This is a genomic window from Clostridium sp. UBA6640 (assembly GCF_002455975.1).
Lineage (GTDB): Bacteria > Bacillota > Clostridia > Clostridiales > Clostridiaceae > Clostridium_J.
In genome coordinates, this window is the sequence record NZ_DKLM01000045.1 from 1 (window position 1) to 5,287 (window position 5,287).

Below are 5,287 nucleotides of genomic sequence, written 5' to 3' on the forward strand. Positions count from 1 at the left end.
TAGTGTTAATAGTTGCAGTAAGCTTAGATAGGCTACTCAATATTGATAAATGGATATTTAGAACCCTTATTTGTTATTTTTATATAGCAAATGAAGGGTTATCTATTTTAGAAAATTGCGGATCATTAGGATTGCCAATACCAGAAAAAATAAGAGAAGCACTATTACAACTTAAGGAAGGGAATAAAAAAGAAATTAAGAGAGAGGATTAGGAAAATGGAAATAGGTATTGTTACTGCCAAAGGCGGTTTAAATGTAAGACGGAGTAAATCTATTAATAGCAAAATATTAGGTGGATTGAAACATGGAGACAAAGTAAAATTCTAACGGAAAGTTATCATTTATTTAAAATATTAAAAGTAAAGCTTAACTTCTGCGACAGAAGTAGAAAAAACGTCTGCACTATCTAAATCTAGTTCTTCAGCTATTCGTTCAACCAAATCTATAGTTACATTCTTATTATACTTTTTTTATTTTTAAGCTTACTAAGGTAAGATTGTGTTATTCTTAACCTTTTAGCAAGATATTTTTGCGACATTCTTTTTGACTTTCTTGCATTTTTTAACATTATCCTACCTCAAATTGTTTTGTCAATTGGATTTTTATACAAATTATTACAAAATAAAACTTAAAAATTGTATCTCGAAAGGACTATGTCGAAATATTCCTGTCAGGAATCCTTTTACGAGGTATAATTATATTGCATTTTAAAGTATAGTTGGAGGGGGAATTATGGGGAAATTTACATACAAAAACAAAAAATACATAGTAAAATTATGTGATTATAATTTTAAATATTACATCACAAAATATAGGGGATATACAATAATTTATTTCAATAAAACTTTGAATAGTAAAGAAAGATCTAGAATACTTCATAAAATAATAAGAAATTCTATGGTATAATTTTAAAATGCAATGTTAAAAAATATAAGAATGAATGAGAGATATTGTTTTAATATCTGTAAAAATTTAAATTATAATATTAAAAGTAGTTTTATTACTAATTTTATTAAAAAAGATAGTTACACTCTATTGTATTTACAACAATAGGATGATGGTATAAAATTAAGTGAAGTTACAACTAATAACTGTAGCGGCGAACAGTGTTCGCCATATAAAATTGTAAATTGAGGCATACTAAGGGTAATAAATTAGGAAAGACTAAATTTATATAGTATTTTGAACAGTTATTTTACATACTTAAATTGAAGTTTAAAATGGAGATGATAATTTTGATAAATGGAAACGTTGAAAGTGTAAAAAAATCCATACTTAATAGATTAGATACAATATATGAAATGAAGATACCTAAAGATATGATATTTACAGAAGAGCTTGTAAATCTTTTAAATGAAGTTACTTTGGATTTAGAAAGAGAAATTAGTGTTGCTATAGATAGAAAAGGAAATGTAATAGGAGTAGCAATTGGTGATAGTAGTACCGTAGACATCCCAATAATAGATGTTAAAGAAGGGAAATTATCAGGAGTTAGAGTAATTCATACTCATCCTAATGGAAATCCTAAATTATCTGGATTAGACATATCTGCATTAATTAAGTTAAAGCTTGATGCTATGGTTGCAATTGGAATTAATAATGAAGGTAACTTAAAATATCATATAGGATTTTGTGATGTAAACAATAATATTTTAGTTGAAGAAGAATTAGGATTTAAGACTACGGAAGATGTAATGAAGTTTAAGTTTTTAGATAAGGTTAAGCATATAGAAAGCCTTATCAAAGAAAATGATGTTATTGAGGATAATACAGAGAGAGCAATATTAGTTGGTACAGAAGACGAAGAAAGCTTAGAAGAACTTGGTGAACTTACAAAGGCTTGTGAAGCTATTCCTGTATATTCAATACTTCAAAAGAGAAGCAAAAGTAAAATAGATCCTGCTTATTATATAGGTAGAGGTAAAGTAGAAGAGATAGCTTTAATAAGGCAATCGTTAAGAGCTAATGTGGTTATTTTTGATGAAGAGCTATCAGGGGCACAGGTTAGAAATTTAGAAGGAGCATTAGGAGTAAAAGTTATAGATAGAACTACTCTGATACTAGAGATTTTTGCAAGAAGAGCTAAAACAAAAGAGGGAAAAATTCAAGTTGAGCTTTCACAGTTAAAGTACAGACTTTCAAGATTGGGAGGTCTAGGTACAGTACTTTCAAGAACTGGAGGAGGTATAGGTACAAGAGGTCCAGGAGAAAAGAAACTTGAGACAGATAAAAGACATATAAGAGAAACAATATATGACTTGACTAAAGAACTTGAAAGAATAAAGCATGTTAGAAATACACAAAGAGAAAAGAGAAATAAAGATAGCATAGCTAAGATTTCTCTTGTAGGATATACTAACGCAGGTAAGTCAACGCTAAGAAATACTCTTTGCGATATTTACCCGTTAAAATCTTCAAATATAAAGGAGAAAGTATTTGAGGCAGATATGTTATTTGCAACTCTAGATACTACTACTAGAGGAATACTACTTCCAGATAATAGAGTAGCCACTATAACAGATACAGTAGGATTTATAAGAAAGCTTCCTCATGACCTAGTTGAAGCCTTTAAATCTACCTTAGAGGAGGTAATTTATTCAGATTTACTGCTGCATGTAGTAGATAGTTCTAGTGACAGTGCTGATAAGCAAATTGAAGTTGTTGAAGATGTTTTAAAAGAATTGAATGCTGGTGATAAACCAACTATATTAGTTCTTAATAAAATAGACAGAGCTTCAGAAGAAAAATTACAGGATTTAAGAGAAAAATATAAGAACTATAAAATAATAGAAGTATCTGCAAGAGAAGGAATAAACCTAGAAAAGTTGTTAAATGAAAGTACAGAATTACTTCCTTATAAGTTAAGAGCGTTTAAGGTACTAATTCCATATGCAGATTCTAGTACTGTCGCATATCTTCATAGAAATGGGAAAGTTGATAGTGAAGAATATGCAGAAGAAGGAACAGTTATGATGGTTCAAGGTGATGAGGAAGTATACAATAAATGTAAAGATTATATAATTGAAGAATAAACATACGCTTTCCAAAATGGAGTTATGATGAATAAAGATAATATTTTATATAGATTATTTTAAAAATCATATATGAAAATAGTTGATGTCTTTTAATATTATAATTAAAATATTTAATGGCGAATATATATTCAGCTATACTTGAACAAAACTGCTAACTGATTTTAAAGTTAGCAGTTTTAGTTTTATAATAAGGAGTCTTGTTTATATCTTTAAATTGTTATTTTAGATGCCTAAAGATTTATAAATTGGAAAAATGGAAAAGATAATTCCATAAGGAGGGATCATTATGGAATATATTTGTCCACAGTGCAATGAAATAAAGAACTGTAATTATATATGCAGTAAATGTGGAGGAACTATGGAGGATAAAGGAAGGGTGCAGGAGTACTATGGTCCTTATAGTGCAGATGCACCTATTGAGGATAATGGAAATAGTTGTACTCATGTTTTTCTATGTAATAAGTGTAATTTTATGGAAAGAAATAATGTAAAAAAGGTTATTATATAATTTTTTTCATGAACTTTTCTAACTTATATATTATAATTGAATGTAAGGCATATTTTAAAATAACTAATCAGTATGTATTTCATTTTTATCATATTGTATAATTGCAATTCTAAGAGAGCTGGATTATAAAAGAAATCGTTTCATTGTCCAATGTAAATATAAGATTTATTTTTTGATTAGTTATTTTCTTTTATATGTTAAATATTTTATTTCTCAGTTTAAGGTATTAAAGATGAGGTGGGAAAATTATTGAATAATGGTTTAGTGAAGTTTGATTGGAATTTTGCAGAAAAGTATAATAATGAAGAGATATCTTACTTTTTACATTTGGAAGGTAAATCCATAGAAGCTATAAGTATTATTAGAAATTTGCAAAAATCTGAAGTGCAGAAGCATATAATAGCATGTAAGATAAAATATAGATATGTAGTTAAAAGCCAAAATATAGAGGAACTTTTTAAAACTTTATCAAAGGTGGGAAAGTCAGAAAGAATATATATATTAAATAGTCTAGACGTAGTTAATAAAACAAAACTTATAGATTACATATTAAAAAATCATTTAGAAGTATCATTAAAAGAAAAAGAGTTTGGAATATGGGTACTTGGTGAACTTAGAGCTTCTCAATCAGTAGATTTCTTAATAAAATCTACAGTACATAAATTTGTTAATATTAGAAGATTGTCCGTATCAGCTCTAGGAAAAATAGGAGATTCAAAAGGTGAGATGGCACTTCTAAGAGCGCTTCAAGATGAAAATAATCAAGTAGTAAGTTATGCTATAAAATCTTTACAGAAAATAAAAAGTGAAAAAGCAGTAGAAAAAATAGATGAAATTTATAAAGTTAACGATAGACCTTATATAAAGAAGGCTTGTGAAGAGTTTCTAAATAGTTTTAAAGTGGCATCTTCAAAAAATGACTAATCAGCATGTCATCTTTAATTAGCTATTTTATATGTGTAAATTTATTATATTTTATGAGGAGGGATAAGGGAGATGAGCTATTTTACTATCAAAGATGAAGCAAGTGCAGAATTTGAAGAAAGAAAATCTGTGTTTATAGGATATGCTAAAAGAGTTAAAACTGAAGAAGAGGCTAAAGAATTTGTAGCAAAGATAAAAGCCATGCATAAACAAGCTACTCATAATTGTTCAGCTTATATAGTAGGAGAAAATAAAGGAATTCAAAGATATAGTGATGATGGTGAGCCGCAAGGTACAGCAGGTATTCCAATATTAGAAGTTATAAAGAAAAATGATTTAACAGATATAGCAATAGTAGTTACTAGATATTTTGGAGGTATACTTTTAGGGGCTGGTGGTCTTATTAGGGCTTATTCTAAAGGTGCAGCTGAAGCTATTAAAGTTGGAGGAATAGTTGAAAAAGTCAAAGGACTCGAGATAAAGGCAAAATTAGACTATGACTTATTAGGCAAAATTCAATATATTTGTGGTAAAAATCAATGGCATATAGAAGATACTATATATACAGATAAAGTGGAGATTATAATGTATTGTGAAAGTAAAAATTATGATACTATACAGGGGAGTTTTGTAGAGGCTACTAATGGAAAAGTAATAATTTCTGAAGAAGAAGAGGAATATTACTTTAAAATGGAAAATAGACTTTTTAAAGAGGCAATATAGAGTATTTGAATTGTATAAATAAAGTAGGGGTAACGCTCATAGACATATAGGGTTTCATAATGAAAATTTAACTTATGCATGATTTTAATTTCCATAA

7 protein-coding genes are annotated in these 5,287 nt (G+C 28.0%); 6 read left to right on the forward strand and 1 reads right to left on the reverse strand.

Annotation, left to right across the window (positions count from 1 at the left end):
• Positions 1-212, forward strand: a 212-nt coding sequence (locus B2W91_RS04470) for a phage holin family protein (RefSeq protein ID WP_291579079.1), incomplete at its 5' end; no start/stop codon positions are given.
• 236 nt (positions 213-448) lie between these two features.
• Here the strand turns inward: B2W91_RS04470 and B2W91_RS21005 are convergent.
• A complete protein-coding gene (locus B2W91_RS21005) occupies positions 449-568 on the reverse strand; it encodes a helix-turn-helix domain-containing protein (protein WP_414633104.1) in 120 nt (39 codons plus the stop codon).
• A 164-nt stretch (positions 569-732) separates the two neighbouring features.
• Here B2W91_RS21005 and B2W91_RS04475 point away from each other — a divergent pair, with 164 nt between their 5' ends.
• The 5 genes from B2W91_RS04475 (at position 733) to B2W91_RS04495 (ending at position 5,190) form a co-directional block, all read left to right on the forward strand.
• Positions 733-906 (forward strand): hypothetical protein, encoded by a 174-nt coding sequence (locus tag B2W91_RS04475; RefSeq protein ID WP_291579080.1) that lies wholly within the window; start codon positions 733-735, stop codon positions 904-906.
• A 329-nt stretch (positions 907-1,235) separates the two neighbouring features.
• On the forward strand, positions 1,236-3,032 hold the full coding sequence (gene hflX, locus B2W91_RS04480) for a GTPase HflX (RefSeq protein ID WP_291579081.1): 1,797 nt from the start codon (positions 1,236-1,238) through the stop codon (positions 3,030-3,032).
• A gap of 289 nt (positions 3,033-3,321) precedes the next feature.
• Positions 3,322-3,543 (forward strand): hypothetical protein, encoded by a 222-nt coding sequence (locus B2W91_RS04485; protein ID WP_291579082.1) that lies wholly within the window; start codon positions 3,322-3,324, stop codon positions 3,541-3,543.
• A 249-nt stretch (positions 3,544-3,792) separates the two neighbouring features.
• A complete protein-coding gene (locus tag B2W91_RS04490) occupies positions 3,793-4,467 on the forward strand; it encodes a HEAT repeat domain-containing protein (protein ID WP_291579083.1) in 675 nt (224 codons plus the stop codon).
• A 72-nt stretch (positions 4,468-4,539) separates the two neighbouring features.
• Positions 4,540-5,190, forward strand: a complete 651-nt coding sequence (locus B2W91_RS04495) for a YigZ family protein (RefSeq protein WP_291579084.1) — start codon at positions 4,540-4,542, stop codon at positions 5,188-5,190.
• Positions 5,191-5,287: the final 97 nt, after the last annotated feature.

Excerpts from the sequence above, each read along its gene's own strand:
- B2W91_RS21005 (WP_414633104.1), bottom strand. The coding sequence starts at position 568 with ATGTTAAAAAATGCAAGAAAGTCAAAAAGAATGTCGCAAAAATATCTT.
- B2W91_RS04475 (WP_291579080.1), top strand. The coding sequence starts at position 733 with ATGGGGAAATTTACATACAAAAACAAAAAATACATAGTAAAATTATGT.
- B2W91_RS04485 (WP_291579082.1), top strand. The coding sequence starts at position 3,322 with ATGGAATATATTTGTCCACAGTGCAATGAAATAAAGAACTGTAATTAT.
- B2W91_RS04495 (WP_291579084.1), top strand. The coding sequence starts at position 4,540 with ATGAGCTATTTTACTATCAAAGATGAAGCAAGTGCAGAATTTGAAGAA.